Source organism: Thiohalorhabdus sp. (assembly GCF_036628635.1).
In the GTDB taxonomy this organism is placed as follows: Bacteria; Pseudomonadota; Gammaproteobacteria; order Thiohalorhabdales; family Thiohalorhabdaceae; genus Thiohalorhabdus.
In genome coordinates this window covers 17789-32527 of the sequence record NZ_JAZKRM010000005.1, presented here as the reverse complement: position 1 = coordinate 32527, position 14739 = coordinate 17789, and the positions used below count along the sequence as shown (strand labels likewise).

The 14739-nt window shown below is 66.4% G+C and carries 17 protein-coding genes; 16 read left to right on the top strand and 1 reads right to left on the bottom strand.

The window, feature by feature from the left end; genetic code table 11:
• Positions 1 to 5: 5 nt before the first annotated feature.
• Genes gnd through pgl form a run of 5 tightly spaced genes read left to right on the top strand, consistent with a single transcriptional unit; the run spans position 6 to position 5692 of the window.
• Positions 6 to 980 carry a phosphogluconate dehydrogenase (NAD(+)-dependent, decarboxylating) gene (gene gnd, locus V5A19_RS02975; RefSeq protein WP_332318209.1) on the top strand — a complete coding sequence of 325 codons (975 nt, stop codon included), beginning with the start codon at positions 6 to 8 and terminating at the stop codon, positions 978 to 980.
• Between the two features lie 9 nt (positions 981 to 989).
• On the top strand, positions 990 to 2525 hold the full coding sequence (gene zwf, locus V5A19_RS02970) for a glucose-6-phosphate dehydrogenase (RefSeq protein ID WP_332318210.1): 1536 nt from the start codon (positions 990 to 992) through the stop codon (positions 2523 to 2525).
• Entirely contained in the window at positions 2525 to 3502 is a 978-nt protein-coding gene (gene glk / locus V5A19_RS02965; RefSeq protein WP_332318211.1) for a glucokinase, read from the top strand. Before zwf ends, glk begins: the two co-directional genes overlap by 1 nt.
• Before the next feature lie 35 nt (positions 3503 to 3537).
• Positions 3538 to 4950: a glycoside hydrolase 100 family protein gene (locus V5A19_RS02960; RefSeq protein WP_332318212.1), complete on the top strand. Its 1413-nt coding sequence runs from the start codon at positions 3538 to 3540 to the stop codon at positions 4948 to 4950.
• Between the two features lie 7 nt (positions 4951 to 4957).
• Entirely contained in the window at positions 4958 to 5692 is a 735-nt protein-coding gene (pgl, locus tag V5A19_RS02955; RefSeq protein WP_332318213.1) for a 6-phosphogluconolactonase, read from the top strand.
• Between the two features lie 206 nt (positions 5693 to 5898).
• Here pgl and V5A19_RS02950 read toward each other — a convergent pair whose 3' ends face one another.
• The gene (locus V5A19_RS02950) at positions 5899 to 7140 is read right to left on the bottom strand and encodes a cation:proton antiporter (RefSeq protein WP_332318214.1); all 1242 of its coding nucleotides are present in this window, start codon (positions 7138 to 7140) and stop codon (positions 5899 to 5901) included.
• A gap of 128 nt (positions 7141 to 7268) precedes the next feature.
• Between V5A19_RS02950 and V5A19_RS02945 the strand changes: the two genes are divergently transcribed.
• The 11 genes from V5A19_RS02945 to V5A19_RS02895 all read left to right on the top strand — a co-directional run bounded on the left by V5A19_RS02945 (position 7269) and on the right by V5A19_RS02895 (position 14268).
• The gene (locus V5A19_RS02945) at positions 7269 to 7601 is read left to right on the top strand and encodes an HvfA family oxazolone/thioamide-modified RiPP metallophore (protein ID WP_332318215.1); all 333 of its coding nucleotides are present in this window, start codon (positions 7269 to 7271) and stop codon (positions 7599 to 7601) included.
• A gap of 328 nt (positions 7602 to 7929) precedes the next feature.
• Positions 7930 to 8367 (top strand): HvfX family Cu-binding RiPP maturation protein, encoded by a 438-nt coding sequence (locus tag V5A19_RS02940; protein ID WP_443081418.1) that lies wholly within the window; start codon positions 7930 to 7932, stop codon positions 8365 to 8367.
• Positions 8368 to 8440: 73 nt separating this feature from the next.
• Positions 8441 to 8962: a DsrE family protein gene (locus tag V5A19_RS02935; protein ID WP_332318217.1), complete on the top strand. Its 522-nt coding sequence runs from the start codon at positions 8441 to 8443 to the stop codon at positions 8960 to 8962.
• A 170-nt stretch (positions 8963 to 9132) separates the two neighbouring features.
• A complete protein-coding gene (locus V5A19_RS02930) occupies positions 9133 to 9648 on the top strand; it encodes a hypothetical protein (protein ID WP_332327699.1) in 516 nt (171 codons plus the stop codon).
• A gap of 58 nt (positions 9649 to 9706) precedes the next feature.
• Positions 9707 to 10147, top strand: a complete 441-nt coding sequence (locus tag V5A19_RS02925; protein ID WP_332318219.1) for a hypothetical protein — start codon at positions 9707 to 9709, stop codon at positions 10145 to 10147.
• Between the two features lie 131 nt (positions 10148 to 10278).
• The gene (locus V5A19_RS02920) at positions 10279 to 10497 is read left to right on the top strand and encodes an EAL domain-containing protein (RefSeq protein WP_332318229.1); all 219 of its coding nucleotides are present in this window, start codon (positions 10279 to 10281) and stop codon (positions 10495 to 10497) included.
• A gap of 116 nt (positions 10498 to 10613) precedes the next feature.
• Positions 10614 to 11234, top strand: coding sequence for a TetR/AcrR family transcriptional regulator (locus tag V5A19_RS02915; RefSeq protein ID WP_332318220.1), 621 nt, complete (start codon positions 10614 to 10616; stop codon positions 11232 to 11234).
• A 79-nt stretch (positions 11235 to 11313) separates the two neighbouring features.
• Positions 11314 to 11868 carry a carboxymuconolactone decarboxylase family protein gene (locus V5A19_RS02910; RefSeq protein WP_332318221.1) on the top strand — a complete coding sequence of 185 codons (555 nt, stop codon included), beginning with the start codon at positions 11314 to 11316 and terminating at the stop codon, positions 11866 to 11868.
• Complete coding sequence (locus V5A19_RS02905; protein ID WP_332327698.1) at positions 11865 to 12653, top strand: peroxiredoxin-like family protein; 789 nt, start codon at positions 11865 to 11867, stop codon at positions 12651 to 12653. The genes V5A19_RS02910 and V5A19_RS02905 overlap by 4 nt, the downstream gene beginning before the upstream one ends.
• A 79-nt stretch (positions 12654 to 12732) precedes the next feature.
• Positions 12733 to 13107, top strand: a complete 375-nt coding sequence (locus V5A19_RS02900; protein WP_332318223.1) for a DsrE/DsrF/DrsH-like family protein — start codon at positions 12733 to 12735, stop codon at positions 13105 to 13107.
• Positions 13108 to 13146: 39 nt separating this feature from the next.
• Positions 13147 to 14268: an alkene reductase gene (locus V5A19_RS02895; RefSeq protein WP_332318224.1), complete on the top strand. Its 1122-nt coding sequence runs from the start codon at positions 13147 to 13149 to the stop codon at positions 14266 to 14268.
• Positions 14269 to 14739 lie beyond the last annotated feature (471 nt).

The window sequence follows — 14739 nt, the reverse complement described above, 5'->3', positions numbered from 1 at the left end:
ACCCCATGCAGCTGGGGATGATCGGAACAGGGCGCATGGGCGGCAATATGGTGCGCCGCCTGCTGCGGGCCGGCCATGACTGTGCCGTGCTCGGCCGGCGCGAGGACCAAGTGGATGCCTTGCGTCAGGAGGGCGCCGCCGGATTCTTGGATATGGACGGGTTCCTGGCCCACCTTGCCCCGCCCCGGGCCATATGGGTCATGGTCCCCGCGGGTGCTCCCACGCAGGAAGTAGTGGATCGGCTGAGCCAGCACCTGGATCCGGGGGACTGCGTCATCGACGGCGGCAACTCCCACTACCGGGAGGCCATCGACCGGGCAGGCGAACTCGCCCACCGCGGCATCGACTTCCTCGACGTGGGGACCAGCGGCGGTGTCTGGGGGGTGGAGCGGGGCTATTGCCTGATGATCGGCGGTCCCGCGGCCGCCTTTCGGCGCCTGGAGCCCGTCCTCCAGAGCCTGGCTCCCGGGGTGGCGGCCGCCGAGCGTACGCCGGGGCAGGGCGGTGACCCCGCCCCGGCGGAGGAGGGCTACCTCCACTGCGGCCCCAATGGCGCCGGCCACTACGTCAAGATGGTCCACAACGGCATCGAGTACGGCATCATGCAGGCCTACGCCGAGGGCTTCGACCTGCTCGAGGCCGCCGACCGCGACGAAGTGGATCCCCCCGAGCGCTTCGACCTGGACACCGCCGCCATCGCCGAGCTGTGGCGCCGCGGCTCGGTGATCGGCTCGTGGCTGCTCGACCTGACCGCTGCCGCCCTGCACGAGGACGCCGATCTGGACGCCTTTTCGGGCCGCGTTTCCGATTCCGGGGAGGGGCGCTGGACGGTCCAGGCCGCGGTGGACCGCGCGGTGCCGGCCGATGTCCTGTCCGCCGCCCTGTACGCCCGCTTCCGCTCTCGCGACACCCCTACCTATGGTGACCGCCTGCTGTCGGCCATGCGCCGGCAGTTCGGCGGCCACGGCGAAAATCAATAGGGAGCGGTCATGGCCGAAGCCGGTACGGGAAGTCCGGACATCGTGCAGACCCCGCGAGGCCCCGCTGCCCCCTGCGTGCTGGTCATCTTCGGCGGCTCCGGGGACCTGGCTCAGCGCAAGCTCATCCCGGCCCTGTACAACCTTGCCGAAGAGGGCCTTCTTCCCGAGCAGTTCGCCATCGTCGGGGTGGGCAGCACCGATCTGGGCGACGAGGGCTACCGCGAGCGCATCGGCGACACTGTGCCCCGCCACCTGACCAAGGCCTGCGATCCGGAGCGCTGGCGCTGGTTTAGCGAGAGGCTCCATTACGTCCAGGCCGATTTCGGCGATGGTGAGGCCTATGAGGCCCTGGCTCGCCGCCTGGAGGAGGTGGCCGAAACCTTTCACACCGGGCCCAGCTTCCTGTTCTACCTGGCCACGCCGCCGACCTTCTTCCAGACCATCATCGAGCACCTGGGGGCTGCCGGCCTGACTCGCCAGGACCGGGGCTGGCGGCGGGTCATCATCGAGAAGCCCTTCGGCCGCGACCTGGACAGCGCCCGCGAGCTCAACGCCGCCATCGGCGAGATCCTGGACGAGGACCAGATCTATCGGATCGATCACTACCTGGGCAAGGAAACGGTCCAGAACATCCTGGTCTTCCGCTTCGCCAACGGCATCTTCGAGCCCATCTGGAACCGCTTCTACGTGGACCACGTGCAGATCACCGTGGCCGAGACGGTGGGCGTCGAGACCCGCGGCCGCTATTACGATCGGGCCGGCGCTTTGCGGGATATGGTCCCCAACCACCTGTTCCAGCTGCTTTCCCTGATCGCCATGGAGCCCCCCAATTCCTTCGATGCCAATGCGGTGCGGGACGAAAAGGCCAAGATCCTGCAGGGCATCCAACCTATCGGCCAGGAGCAGGTGCTCCACCGGGTCATCCGCGGCCAGTACGGGGCCGGCGAGATCGAGGGGCTGGGCGAGGTGCCGGGCTACCGCGGTGAGTCCGAGGTGGATCCCGCCTCCGCCACCGAGACCCACGTTGCCATGAAGCTGCTGGTGGACAACTGGCGCTGGGCGGATGTCCCCTTTTACCTGCGCACCGGCAAGCGCATGCCGCGGCGCGTCACCGAGATCGCCATCCAGTTCAAGCGCGCGCCCTACGTGCTGTTCCGCGATACCCCGGTGCACCATCTGCCGCCCAACCAGCTGCTCATCCGCATCGCCCCGGAGGAAGGCATCTCTTTGCGCTTCGGAGCCAAGGTCCCGGGCCCCGGGCTGCGCATGGGCAATGTGGAGATGGACTTCGCCTACGCCGACCACTTCGGCAGCTCCCCGGCTACCGGCTACGAGACCCTGCTGTACGACGCCATGAACGGCGATGCCACCCTGTTCCAGCGGGCCGACAGCGTCGAGCTCGGCTGGAGCGTGATCCAGCCCATCCTGGACGTCTGGGGCGCGCTGCCGCCGCGGGCCTTTCCCAATTACGCCGCCGGCACCTGGGGCCCGTGGGAGGCCGATGAGCTGCTGGGGCGGGACGGCCGCGCCTGGAGGAAGTGCTGATGAAGGTCCTTGCCGCCGATGTGGGCGCCACCAAGACCCGGTTGGCCGTGGTGGAGCCGGGCGAGAGCTTCCTGCGCATCGAAGCCGAGGCCACCCACCGCAGCGCCGCCTACGACGGCCTGGAATCCCTGGCTCTGGCGTTTTTGGCCGAGCAAGGAGTGTCCGTGGACGCCGCCGCCTTCGGCATGCCGGGTCCGGTGGTGCGCGGCCGGGTGCGTACCACCAACCTGCCGTGGGAGGTGACCGCCGGCGATCTGGCCCGAGCCCTGGGCATCCGCCACGTAACCCTGCTCAACGACCTGGAGGCCACTGCCTACGGCATCGGTGAGCTGGATCCGGAGGATGTGGAGGTGCTCGCCGAGGGCGATACCCAGGCCGGGGGCAATGCCGCCCTGATCGCCCCGGGCACGGGACTGGGCGAGGCCGGCCTGTTCTGGGACGGCGGGCGGTTCCGGCCCTTCGCCACCGAGGGCGGTCATTGCGATTTCGGGCCTGCCGACGACACGGATTTCGCCCTCCAGCAGCACCTGGCCGCCCGTTCCGATCATGTGAGCTGGGAGCAGGTGCTTTCCGGCCCCGGGCTGCTCAACATCCACGAGTTCCTGCGCGACCACCGCGGTAGCCCCGTTCCGGAATGGCTGGAGCGCGACATGCAGACCGGGGATCCCGCCGCCGCCATCGCCAACGCCGCGGAGGCCAGGACCTGCCCGGTCTGCAGCGAGGCCATGGACCGCTTCGTCTATTACTTCGGCGCCGAGGCGGGGAACCTGGGGCTTAAGTTCATGGCTACCGGGGGGGTGTTCCTGGGGGGCGGCATCGCCCCGCGGATTGCGGGTCGCCTGCTGGAGCCGGACTTCCTCGAGGCCTTTCTAAGCAAGGGGCGCATGCGAGAGCTCATGGAGCGGATGCCCGTCAAGCTCATCCGCAACGATCGCGCGGCCCTGCTGGGGGCTGCCCGATCCGCGGCGCTGGCTTGAGCCCAGGGACGGCAAACGGTGAAGGGGCTTTTTCCATGAACGACATCAGCCGGGCAGGCGATCCGGCAATGGGTGCCGAGCTGCACCGCCGGGGCCGTGACCTGCTGGATCGAGCCGTGGTCACCTTCAATGGCCAGGCCGTGGGGACGGTGGCGGCTACCGACCCGGAGGCCCCGGCCCTCAATTACGATCAGGTCTTCATCCGCGATTTCGTTCCGGTGGCTTTGTATTACCTGGCCGAGGGCGAGCCGGCCATGGTCCGCCATTTCCTCATCCGCTGCTGCGAGCTCCAAGCCACCGAACGCTCCATGGACTGCTACCGGCCGGGGGCGGGGCTCATTCCCGCCAGCTTCAAGGTGGCCGCCGACGATCGCTCGCTGATCCCCGACTACGGGGGGCACGCCATCGGTCGGGTGGCACCGGTGGACGCCAGCCTCTGGTGGCTCTATCTGCTCCGGGTCTACGTCCGCGCCACCGGTGACCGCGAGCTGGCCGCCCGGGCCGATTTTCAGGCGGCCATCAAGCGCATCCTGGAGCTATGCCTGATCGACCGGTTCGACATGTATCCCACTCTGCTCGTCCCCGACGGCTCCTTCATGGTGGACCGGCGCCTGGGGGTGTATGGCTTCCCCCTGGAGGTCCAGGCCCTGTTCTACATGGCCCTCCGGGCCGCCGACGAGCTCCTGACGGATGCCGAGGACGGCCCGTTCTATCGGGAAGCTGTGGCGGGGCGGCTGGGCAAGCTGGTGCACTATGTGCGCGCCTACTATTGGCTGGACCTGGGCGTCCTCAATCGGCTCTACCGCGCGGACACCGAGGAGTACGGCGCCGAGGCGTTTAACGCCTTCAACATTGTGCCCGAGTCGATCCCGACCTGGCTGCCGGACTGGCTGGCCGAGGGCGGGGGCTATCTGGCCGGCAACCTCGGGCCGTCGCGGCTTGATTACCGGTTCTTTACCCAGGGCAACCTGCTGGCGGTGCTGTCGGGCCTCGCCGACGGTGATCAGGCCTCGGCCATCCTGACCCAGATCGGCGAGCGCCGCGACGACCTGATCGCCGACATGCCCCTAAAGCTCTGCTACCCCGCCCTGGCGGGGGACGACTGGCGGACCGTTACCGGAAGTGACCCCAAGAACACCCCGTGGTCCTATCACAACGGCGGTAGCTGGCCGGTTTTCCTCTGGCTGCTGGCGGCGGCCGGCCAGCATAGGGGGCAGCCGGGGCTGGCGCGCACGGCCGTGGCCCGGGCCGCCGAAAGGCTTCCGGCCACGGCGTGGGCGGAGTATTTTGACGGGCCGCGGGGCCGGTTGGTGGGTAAGCAGGCGCGGCGCTATCAGACCTGGACAGTGGCCGGGGTGCTGCTCGCCGATCGGTTTTTGGCCCATCCCGACATCCTGGGGGCCCTGACCTTCGGTGAGGATGTGGCCCCGGAGCAATGCGCCATCTGACGCCGCCATGGATCGCCCGTCGCCCGAAATCAGCGTCGCCGAGGACCGCCAGAGCCTGTACCGTGCCGTGGCCGAGCGCCTTACCGCCGCCGCCCGCGGCGACGCCGCCGGCCGCGGGGCCTTCCACTGGGCCCTGGCCGGCGGCTCCACCCCCGAGGGCCTGTACCGCCTCCTGGCGGGGCCGGACTTTGCCCGCCGCATCCCCTGGCCGCAGGTTCATGCCTGGTTCGGCGACGAGCGGTGCGTCCCTCCCGGGCATCCCGACAGCAACTACCGCATGGCGCGGTCGGCGCTGCTGGACCACGTCGCCGTGGGCCGGGTCTACCGCATGGCGGGCGAGGCCGAGCCCCGGGAAGCTGCCGCGGCCTACGCTCGGCAGCTGCGCGAGGCCCTGCCTGCCCCGGAAGGGGTTCCGGTCCTGGACCTGGTGGTTCTCGGTCTGGGACCGGACGGCCATGTCGCCTCCCTGTTCCCGGATACCGATGCCCTGGTGAGCGAGGCCCCGGTGGCGGCGGCTTACGTGCCCCGCCTGGCGGCCTGGCGACTGTCCCTGACGGTGCCCGTAATCAATAGCGCGCGGCGGGTTTGGCTGCTGGCCAGCGGCCCGGACAAGGCTGCGGTGGTTGCCACCGCCCTTGCCGAGCCGGGCGCCCAGCCCCTGCCGGTGCAGCGCCTGGCCCCGCGGGGGGAGTGGCTGTGGTTTCTGGATGCGGCAGCCGCCGCCGAACTCCCCCGCCCCTGATCGACTCCGGTCCAAGCGTTCCTTGGGCTAGCGCGTCCGGATGGGGGGGGCGGGCCCACCGGCATGGTTAGGAAAAGGACAGAAGGAAAGTCTCCTAGCCTGTCCGGGGGCGGAGGCAAACCGCTCCGGGGAGCCCTGCCCTTCGGGCATCCCCCAGTCGCTTATTGCCTCCGCCCCCGGATGGGCCCCGACAAGACTTCTGTTTCTTAGTGGGAGGGGCGATTGGTGGCCCGGACCGCCCATCGCAAAAGCGGGGGTATGCTCGGTGCCTGCACGAAAAGGGTGAACAGGACGACGCCGTAGGCGATGGACTGGATGGTCCACCAATAATCCAGGGCCAGCGGCAGGGAAAGGGCCAGGGCCAGGGTCACGGCGCCCCGCTGGCCGCCCCAGAAGACGACCGCCTGCTGAGCCAGGGGCACGGGCTGGGATCCCGGAAGCCTTCCGGCCAGTCCCAGGCCGGCGAGCACCCCCATGGCCCGCGCCAGGAGCACGGCACTGATGCCGATTAGCATGGCCAGCCAGCGCTCGCTGAACATGTCCAGCGTGATGGTGACGCCCACTAGCAGGAAAACCACGGCGTTGGCCAGATAGTCCGCGCCGGACCAGAGCTCCTCCACGAGGCCGGGCAGGCCCCCCCCCCGTTGCTTGCGCCGCCAATGGCCGATGATAAGACCGGCGGCCAGGACCGACATGACCCCGGACAGGCCCAGCGCATGCTGAGCCAGCCAAAAGGCCAGATAGGAGCCGATGAGGCTGGCTACCGCCTGCCGCATGCTACCGCTCACCCAGCGCATTAACCCCACAAAGGCAACACCCACCACGAACCCCACCAGGGCCCCGCCGAGGAATACCAGCAGGAATCGGCCCAGCGCCATCAAAGCGCTGGCATCCCCTATTTGGCCCAGCGCCATTTCCAGAAGAAGCCCGAACGCCACTATGGCAAGGGCATCGTTAAACAGGCTCTCCCCTTCCATCAGCACCGTTAGGCGTCGGGGCGCGCCCAGGCGGTGGAACAGGTCCAGGACGGCCACGGGATCGGTGGCCGAAAGCAGGATGCCGGTGAGGGCTGCGGCCATCCAGGGAAAACCGCTGGGGTGGCCAATGCCGTAGTACACCAAAACCGCCACGATCGCTGCCGAAACCAGGGTAACCGGGAGGGCCAGGAACAGGGTGGGGACCAGGTTGGCCCGCAGCTGACGCAGGTCGAGGGTGAGGGCGGACTGGAAAATGATCACCGGCAGTAAGGCGAACAGGATGAGATCGTGGAAGTGGTGCCAGCGCAGCCCGGTGTCCCCACCCGCCGCTACCACGGCTTCGGACCCGACAAAGCCGCAAATCACCAGAACGGCGCTGAAAGGCAGATGGAGCCGGCGGGCCAACGGTTCCACCAGCAGGGCAACCAGCAAAAGGGTGGTCATTAGGCCGATGGTATGGGGAATGTCCATAGACGTCGCTGCCTGGTTCCGGGTGGGGAAGTGAATCCGGTGCCGTCATTACCGCGTATAGCTTATCCAAGGCCGGCTTCTGGAGCCGGACAGTCTTTTGACCCGATTATTCCTGTGGAGGGAAAACCATGTCCATGAGCTTCAAGAAAAACACCGCCTACCTGAGCGCCGTCGGTACCGCCTTTGCCATTAGTATGGCGCTATCTTCCAACGCTGGCGCCGCCACTAGCGCTAACCCCTTCATGGTCGCCGAGCTGGGCAGCGGCTACATGGTGGCCGAAGCCGGTGAAGGCAAGTGCGGCGAAGGCAAGTGCGCCAGCAACAATGGCGAAGAAAAGGCCGGTGAAGGGAATTGCGCCGCCGACAAGGGCAAGGAGGGCAACTGCGCCGCCGACAAGGGCAAGGACAGCGAAAAGGGCGGCGAGGGCAAGTGCGGCGAGGGCAAGTGCGCCAGCGCCTGAGCACGGGCTCGGCCGTTTTCCTCGCCCTTTGAGCGGATGGGACCTGCTAACGGCCAGGCCGGGCTGCTCCGTCCCGTTCCCATCACGGTCCCCTGGGAGAATCTCTGCCTGTCGGAGTCGGGATAGATTCCCGGGGGTTCTTATGCCAAGAGCTGGTGGCGTATGGCTTACGAGCGGCCGCATGCCGGCGCCTCGCTGGGCTAGGACAGGAGGGGACCTCTGGACTAGCACCGCCACCAGGAGCGAGGGAAACCCGGAAGGAACAAAACCAGCGCGAGGTTGAGCAATGGGCAAAGTAATGCCGCGAATTCTGGGGCTGTACTCGGGTATGGACCGGGTTGGGGACTATCTGGCGCCCCTGGGCCTTCGTCTGGTGCTGGCATACGAGTTCTGGGAATCGGGTGTGATGAAGTTCTCAGCCAACGGTGCTTGGGGACCCCCGCCGGGCTGGTTCGCCGGGATTGACTATCCATTTCCGTTCGGTCTTTTGCCCGACGCCCTGAACTGGGTCATGGTCATGTGGGCGGAGCTGGTGGGCGCGGCGCTCCTTCTGGTGGGCTTGGCTACCCGACCAGCGGCCCTGGTGCTGATCATCGTGGACATCGTGGCCTGGGCCAGTGTGCACGCCGGTAACGGCTACAATGTTTGCGATAACGGCTGGCAGCTTCCACTGCTGTTTCTGGTCATGCTGCTGCCCTTGGCGCTCAGGGGAAGCGGTAAGCTGAGCCTGGACCATCCCATCGGCAAGCGCATGAAGGGGGCATAGGCGCGACCAGCCCGAAGCGTAGCGGGCGGCTCGGCCGCCTGGCTACCCAGAAACCGCAAAGGAGGAGTGACTGATGACGGACAAGCTCTTGAACACCCTGACCAAGGTTGTGGCGATCGGCCTTTTGGCTTTGCCCCTGGCGGTTGAGGCCGAATCCCTGGACTACAAGCCCGAGGCAACCAAGGGCATGTACCACCCGGAGCCGGTCAGGGCTCAGCCCAAGACTGCCCCGGAGGACACCGCGTTCGCGGAGGAGTTCGTCGTCTTCCAGGTATCCCGTTCGGATAAGTGGAGCCAGGTGCTGGCGCTGAACAACGCCGCCAACACCAAGTTGGCCTATGGCAACCAAAAGGCGGCGTCTGAGGTCGTGGCCTACGGGCCGGGCCTCAAGCTGTTCCTCGCGGACAACAAGCACGCCGATCGCATCGAGCGCATGGCCGAGCAGCAGAACGTCCAGTTTTCGGCCTGCGCCAACACCATGCAGGCCATGGGCAAGACCAAGGACGATCTGAACCCCGTGGTGGATGTGGTTTCCAGCGGGGTCAAGCGCATCAACGAGCTGCAGAAGGCTGGCTGGACCTACGTGCGGCCTTAAGCCCTTGGGGCAAGGGCTTGGGGCCTCAGAGGCTAGCCACCGGTCCCGAGCCCTGCCCATTGCTGCTGGAAGTGATTGGCTTCCAGGGGTGCCCAGAGGTGGGGATGCTTTTCCCGGAGCGGTTGCCTCCAGCCCCGGGAAAAGCATCCTAGGCAGACCATCGACCCCTTGTGGAAAAAGGAGTCGGAAGGGAGGGAGATATGCGGTGGATAAAAGCCGGAGCCGTTGGACTGCTTGGCAGCCTGATTATCTTTGTGGTTATGGTTCTGGGGGTTCAGGTCACCGGGGCCGCGCCATTCAATTTGGCCCCTTCGGCGGCTTTTCTGGAAGCCGTGGGACTGAATATCGGACCCATCGCCCCCATCGTTCACTTCCTCTACGGTATTGGATGGGCGATCATCCTATTAGCGCTGTTCGGCGATGGGGTCAACGTCGCCAAAGGCCTGGCAGTGGCCGGGTTCCAATGGTTGTTATTCATGGTGGTATTCGCCCCGATCATCGGTTGGGGATTTTTCGGTATCGGGGGGCCTGCCCATGCATTGGCCGCCGACGAAGTCCTCTATTTGGGAAGCCCGGTCAAGTTTCTGGTCTTGACCCTGATTCTGCACGCCGTCTATGGGGCCCTGAATGGCTGGTTGATCCCCCGCTGGACCGGTGACAGCCACAAGCTGAAGGTTGCCAGCTGATGTGGGCCGCCGCGTGTTTGATTTGGGAAGCTCACCTTTGCAAGGAGAGGGGTAAGCCTTGAGCGAGTTCGAGCAGCGCTACTGGGGTAACTTCCGGGGCTGCATCCGGTGGTCCGATGCCGATCAGGTTGCCGATCGAGTCGCCACCTCCCCGGGGCCGTGGTATGCCGCCTTGCCGGAGGCGGGCAGTGGCGCCCGGGTCGTTGAGCTGACTCCGGATGAGGCTGCCGAACGGCTCCGTCAGCGCCTAGCGGAGATGCGGCGGCTCAAGCGGGGGGATTACTGCAATCTAGTGTTCGTGGACGAGCCCGAGGCCCCCTCCCTGATCAAGGCCTTTCATCCCAAGCGGGCCGGAGACGCTTGTCGGGTCGGGGGCAATCCCATCCCGCCGTGGGACCTGATCAGCGATACCCCGATCGATCCGGCGGTCTTCGCATCCAGCGAGCCACCGGCCCAGGCGCAGGGGATTTGGCAGCGGGTGCTTCGAATCGGGTCCTGACTATTAGCCTTGATCCGTCCCCGGCTTGGCAAAATGGCCGGTAAGGCCGGTGCGCGCTATCGACTGCCGGTGGCCGGTGTGCTGCAACGTGTGGAGGCTTTTGGGGTGCCGGGGGCGAACCTAGAGTCGAGATTACCGAACGCGTGGTGGTCGGTCCCGAAGATTGGGTAACCGTGACCAATCTGCGCCAGCTCCGCTCCGCCGGCGTTCAGGTTTCCAACGATGACTTCGCCACCGGCTACTCCGCCTTGGCTTCCCTCCACCGTCTTCGCGTTAGCCGGGTCAAGATCGACAAACAATTCGTCGACTCCCTGCCTGGCGCCCCCGGTAAAGAAGGCTGGCCCGAATGATCGCGGCGATGGCCGAGGGGCTGGGTGAGCGGCCGATCCGGGAACTGGTGGCACCGGGTTTGATCCGACGCAGACAAGGCCCCAATTGGGTAGCTGACCGGTCAACGGGGATGGCAATGGGTCGGCCGAGCGATGCCAAAGAAAAATTGATTGCGGCTGCTGCCGATGAGCTGTGGCGTCGGAGCTACGGTTCTGTAGGTGTTGGGACCCTGTGTACTGCCGCTGGGGTCAAGCGGGGCAGCTTTTACTATTTCTTCGAATCCAAGGACGAGCTGGTCCTGGCTGCTCTGGAGCATGCTTGGGAGCGAATGCGTCAGCGCTTCGACGCCACTCTGGGCGATACCCGAACCCCGCCCTCAAGCCGCCTTTCCCGCCTTTTTGAAAGCATCGCGGCGCTTCACGAGGAGTTTCGGGATGAGTCCGGCGTTGTCCCCGGTTGCCCCTTCGGTAATCTCGGCGTGGAGCTGGGCGCCATCCATCCCCCGGTCCAAGAGCAGGTGGCAAGTATCTTCGCCCAGGCCCGGGGCTATCTGGTTGCCCTGCTCCGAGAGGCCGGCGCGAACGGAACCGATGCCCAAGAGTTGGAACGCCGGGCGGAGCAGATCCTGGCCTGCCTCCAGGGCGCGCAGGTGCTGGCCAAGACTCAAGCCGATCCTGATGTCATACGGCGCATGGCCCCGGTGGCCGTTGGTGTTGCCTGCGGTCCGGATGAATCCGTAGTCAAGACTGGCGCGTAAAGCGATTAGGGGCCGGGTTGACCCCGATGTCCCACCCTTTATAGATGACCGGTAAACTACCCAAAGCGGAGCGAGTAAAATGAGCGATTTCCCCGTCAATACGCCCGATTCCGTAACGGCGCAGGCCGGTGACTTCATGCGCGATCTGGAGAAGGGCTACGGCTTCATTCCCAACCTGGCCGGCGTCATGGCTACCGCCCCGGCGCTGATGCAGGGCTATTTCAAGCTCAATGAGCTTTTCGAGCAGACCAGCCTGACCGGCCCCGAGCGCCAGGTGGTCCTCCTCGCCGCAAGCTATACCAATGCCTGCGATTACTGCATGGGCGCCCACACCGCGCTGGCGGAGATGGCCGGGGTGCCCCAGGCGTCCATCGAGGCCCTGCGCGCCGGGCAGCCCCTGCCGGACGAGCGCCTGGAAGCGCTGCGCCGGTTTACCCAGGCGGTGGTGTATCAGCGCGGGCACATGCCCGACGCCGACCTCCAGGCCTTCTACGAGGCCGGCTTCACCCAGCAGAACGTCCTCGAGGTGGTCCTGGGTGTGGGTATGAAGACCTTGTCCAACTACACCAACCACATTGCGGGCACGCCCCTGGACAGTGCCTTTTCTGGCAAGGAATGGAACCCGCCGGCATGAGCCTGGCGGCGGTCACCTTGCCCACCGATAGGGGAACCATCATGCAGCGGTCGGTGCTCTGGGTGCTTGGGCTCTTCCTGCTTGGGCCGTTCCCGGCGGCCGCGGAGGGGCCTCAGCTTCCCGACCTGAGCGATCGCATCGAGGCCTTCCAGGAGCAGCGGGCGGCGGAAGGGGACAGCAAGCTGAGCCCGGCCGACCGCAAGGCGCTGGATCGGGCGATGGCGCAAGTACGGGCCGAGCTGCCGGATCCCGGTCTGGCGGTCGGTGACGAGGCCCCGGAGTTCACCCTCCCCAACGCCTTCGGCGAGCCGGTCAGCCTTGCCGATCAGCTGGCGCAAGGGCCGGTGGTCCTGACCTTCTACCGGGGGGCCTGGTGTCCCTACTGCAACCTGGAGCTCAAGGCCCTCCAGGAGAGCCTTTCCGCCTTTCGCGACCACGGTGCCAGTGTCCTGGCGGTTAGCCCCCAGAAGCCCGGCAAGTCGCTGGAGCAGGTGCGGGAGGACGGCTTCTCGTTCGAGATCCTGAGCGATCTAGATAACCGGGTCATGAAGGGCTACCGCCTGTTCTTCCGGGTGCCCGAGGGCATGGTGCGGGTGTACCGTGAAAAGTTAGGCCTCGATCTTGCCGACTACAACGGCGATGGCCGCTATGTCCTGCCCGTGCCGGCCACCTTTGTCATCGACCGGGAGGGGGTCATCCGGGCCGCCTTCGCCAAGGTGGACTACAACAAGCGCATGGAGCCGGCGGCCATCCTCGAGGCCCTGCGCCAGCTGCCCAAGCCCTAACCGCCGCCCCCGTGCCGGAAAAAACCGACGGGGCGTCGGCCCCGGAATTAACCGAAACAGCCCAGCGAGAAACGCAACCATGGACGAATCCCAGATCGATTTCGCCATCGTCATGACCAGCGGCCCCGATACCCCCAAGCGCCTGGCCTCGCCCTTTTTCCTGGCCGCCACATCGGCCGCCGAGGAGATGAACGTGGTGGTCTATTTCACCGGCCAGGGCACGGTGCTGCTCAAAAACGGCGAGGCGGAAAACGCCTACCCCAAAGAAGGCGGCAAGCCGGTAAAGCACTTCATGGACCAGGCCGTTGCCAACGGCGCCCAGTTCGTGGCCTGCAAGGCGTCCCTGGACCTCAACGAGATCTCTCCCGACGACCTGGCTTATGACATCCCCATGGTGGGCGTGGCCGAGGCCCTGCCCTATCTGGAGGCCTCCAACAAGCTGATCTCCTTCTGAGCCACACACAACCAGCAGCATCAAGCCAGGGAGCCGAATGTGACCGACGCCCCCGACCCGCTTATCCAGCCCTGGATCCTTGGGGATCTGCAGCTTCCCAACCGAGTGCTCATGGCCCCCCTGACCCGCGCCCGCGCCGGTCAGCCCGGGGACGTGCCCACGGCGCTGAACGCCGGGTATTACCGCCAGCGTGCCGGGGCCGGGCTCATCGTCACCGAGGCCACCCAGGTGTCGCCGCAGGGTAAGGGGTATGCCTTTACGCCGGGCATTCACAGCACCGACCAGATCGAAGGCTGGCGGCGGGTGACCGATGCCGTCCACGACGCCGGTGGCCGTATCTACCTGCAGTTGTGGCACGTGGGTCGGATCTCGCGGCCCGAGCTCCAGCCTGGCGGTGAGCGCCCCGTGGCCCCCTCGGCCATCAAGCCCGACGCCATGACCTTTATCAGTGCCGACTCCGGCATGGTGGAGGTGGGCGAGCCGCGCGCCCTCGAAACGGAGGAGATCCCGGAGGTGGTGGAGCAGTTCCGCCGGGGTGCCGTAAACGCCCGCGAGGCGGGCTTCGACGGTGTGGAGATCCACGCCGCCAACGGCTACCTGCTCGACCAGTTCCTGCGCAGCGGCAGCAACCGCCGGACCGACGCCTACGGTGGCTCGGTGGCCAACCGGCTGCGCTTCCCCCTGGAAGTGGTCGATGCCGTGGTGGGCGTTTGGGGCACGCAGCGAACCGGCATCCGGGTCAGTCCCACCGGCAGCTTCAACGATATGGTCGATGAGGATCCCGTGGCCACCAACGCCGCCCTAGCCGTAGCCCTTCAAACGCGGGGCATCGCCTTCATGGAGGTGGTGGAGGACTCGTTCCAGGGCAATCATGCCGACGGTCGCCCGGAGTCGGTCATCGAGGCCATTCGTACGGGCTTCCATCGCAGCTACATCGGCAACGGCGCCTATAACGCCCGCGAGGCCCGTGAGCGTATCCGGGAAGGGCGCTGCGACCTGGTCACTTTCGGCCGCCCCTTTATCGCCAATCCCGACCTCCCCGAGCGCATCCGCCGCAACGCCCCTCTCAATGACTGGGACGAGGCCACCTTCTACGGCGGCGACGAGCGCGGCTACACCGATTATCCAACCCTGCCCGACAACCAGGCCGGATCGGCCTGACCCCGGAGGGGGCCACCCCGGGCCGAGCCAAAGCGGCCAATCATCGAAAAAACCTTTTGTACCAAGGAGTGCAAAAGTCCTGTCAGGATCTGGTTGCCCGAACTGCCTATCCGCCTCATTCAGGGATGATGGCTGTGGCAGGGGCTACCAGCCCTGATCCGGATCGGAGGCCCTTCCGGTGGCGGTCAATGGCCGCTGCCCCAGGACTCGAGCCTGAATTCGGGCAAACTTCCTGACCCAACCGGATAGCCAATTCACCCGGAAGGTTCAGCCAGGCTGCCCGGTTTCGGCTATAGGAGCCCGGCTTTGCCGGGCGAGGTTTGGGGTGGACCGGGCCGGAGGCTAACGGCTCGCCCAATGGATTGGGCGCCTACCGTAGCAAATCGGATCCGAGTGAGTGCGGCTGAGCCATCTGGGAGTCAGGTGTCGGGATACCGCCCAGGGAGGAGGGCCAGGGCCGGCGGGCTGCCG

Coding starts and splice junctions, on each gene's coding strand:
- gnd (WP_332318209.1), top strand. CDS start 6: ATGCAGCTGGGGATGATCGGAACAGGGCGCATGGGCGGCAATATGGTG.
- zwf (WP_332318210.1), top strand. CDS start 990: ATGGCCGAAGCCGGTACGGGAAGTCCGGACATCGTGCAGACCCCGCGA.
- glk (WP_332318211.1), top strand. CDS start 2,525: ATGAAGGTCCTTGCCGCCGATGTGGGCGCCACCAAGACCCGGTTGGCC.
- V5A19_RS02960 (WP_332318212.1), top strand. CDS start 3,538: ATGAACGACATCAGCCGGGCAGGCGATCCGGCAATGGGTGCCGAGCTG.
- pgl (WP_332318213.1), top strand. CDS start 4,958: ATGGATCGCCCGTCGCCCGAAATCAGCGTCGCCGAGGACCGCCAGAGC.
- V5A19_RS02950 (WP_332318214.1), bottom strand. CDS start 7,140: ATGGACATTCCCCATACCATCGGCCTAATGACCACCCTTTTGCTGGTT.
- V5A19_RS02945 (WP_332318215.1), top strand. CDS start 7,269: ATGTCCATGAGCTTCAAGAAAAACACCGCCTACCTGAGCGCCGTCGGT.
- V5A19_RS02940 (WP_443081418.1), top strand. CDS start 7,930: ATGGACCGGGTTGGGGACTATCTGGCGCCCCTGGGCCTTCGTCTGGTG.
- V5A19_RS02935 (WP_332318217.1), top strand. CDS start 8,441: ATGACGGACAAGCTCTTGAACACCCTGACCAAGGTTGTGGCGATCGGC.
- V5A19_RS02915 (WP_332318220.1), top strand. CDS start 10,614: ATGGGTCGGCCGAGCGATGCCAAAGAAAAATTGATTGCGGCTGCTGCC.
- V5A19_RS02910 (WP_332318221.1), top strand. CDS start 11,314: ATGAGCGATTTCCCCGTCAATACGCCCGATTCCGTAACGGCGCAGGCC.
- V5A19_RS02905 (WP_332327698.1), top strand. CDS start 11,865: ATGAGCCTGGCGGCGGTCACCTTGCCCACCGATAGGGGAACCATCATG.
- V5A19_RS02900 (WP_332318223.1), top strand. CDS start 12,733: ATGGACGAATCCCAGATCGATTTCGCCATCGTCATGACCAGCGGCCCC.